The sequence below is a fragment of the Variovorax glucosi genome (assembly GCF_051216695.1).
In the GTDB taxonomy this organism is placed as follows: Bacteria; Pseudomonadota; Gammaproteobacteria; order Burkholderiales; family Burkholderiaceae_C; genus Variovorax.
Genome location: NZ_JBPJZE010000461.1, coordinates 1 through 1,001, shown reverse-complemented (window position 1 = coordinate 1,001; position 1,001 = coordinate 1). Strand labels below are relative to the sequence as shown.

At 70.4% G+C, this 1,001-nt stretch carries 2 protein-coding genes; both read right to left on the bottom strand.

Annotated features, from left to right (window positions below; translation table 11 throughout):
- Window positions 1-18: 18 nt before the first annotated feature.
- Complete coding sequence (locus ACSFA3_RS26525) at window positions 19-447, bottom strand: hypothetical protein (protein ID WP_435465966.1); 429 nt, start codon at window positions 445-447, stop codon at window positions 19-21.
- Between the two features lie 31 nt (window positions 448-478).
- Window positions 479-1,001, bottom strand: a 523-nt coding sequence (locus ACSFA3_RS26520; RefSeq protein ID WP_435508265.1) for an alpha/beta fold hydrolase, incomplete at its 5' end; no start/stop codon positions are given.

Here is a 1,001-nt window from a genome sequence, read left to right as displayed (position 1 = left end):
AGGCATCGAGGGCGGTGGTCATGTGGGGCGCTTTCCTGCTGCTGGCTTGCGCGTGCGGGCCGGCTTCGCCGTTGCGGCCGGCGGCGGGCTCGGCGGCTGGCGCGTGCGTCGCGGCTTCGGCGCAGCGGCTTGCGCGGTCGGCGCGGGGCCGGCACCGCCTTCCACCGCGCGGGCGATGCGCGCGAGATGGTCGTCGATGCGTTGCAGTTGCTCGCCCAGCACCTGGAGGTCGGCGCGCGTGGGCAGGTTCAGCAGCGTCAGGTAGCGCGCCATCACGTCGCCCAGCGCTTTCTGCGCGGTGAGCGAGGCGTTCATGCCGCCGTGCATGCCCTGGCGGAACGGGTCCGAGGACATGGCTTCGTTGGCGAATTCGTTGGTGCTCTTTTCCCACTGGGCAGTGAGCTCGCGCCACATCGCCATCGGGTCGAGCGGGGAGAACTTGTTCATGGCTGGTGCTCCCTTGTTTGTCGTTGTCGTCTCAGGTGTTCGCGTGTCGCGTCGTGTGCGCCGTGTGCGCCGTGTGCGCGGCAATGGCATCGACGATCTGCGGCCACATCGGAATGGGCAGTGCGTGGCCCATGCGCGGAATGCGCAGCAGCTGCGCGCCCGGAATGGCATCGGCCACGTCCACGCCGCAGGCCACCGGCACCAGCGGATCGGCGTCGCCGTGGATCACCAGCGTGGGCACGCGCACGTCGCGCAGCGCGGGTTTGCGATTGCCCGAGGCCAGGATGGCCGCGAGCTGCCGCGCCACGCCGGCCGGGTTGAGTCCGCGCAGGAACACGAGCTGGGCCTTTTCGGCGTCGCGCGCCTCGTCGAGCGGAAAGTCGGACGGGCCGCGCAGCACGCGCCACACCTTGGCGTAGTGCGGCAGGTAGGCCTCGAAGGTGGTCGGCGAAGGCGTGAACAGCACGGCCATTGCCTCGGGCGTGGGTGGCGGCAGGCCCGGAGCGCCGGTGGTCGACATGATGCTGGTGAACGACAGCATGCGATGCGGATGG

Bases quoted from the DNA above. Each gene is read 5' to 3' on its own strand.
- ACSFA3_RS26525 (WP_435465966.1), bottom strand. From the start codon at position 447: ATGAACAAGTTCTCCCCGCTCGACCCGATGGCGATGTGGCGCGAGCTC.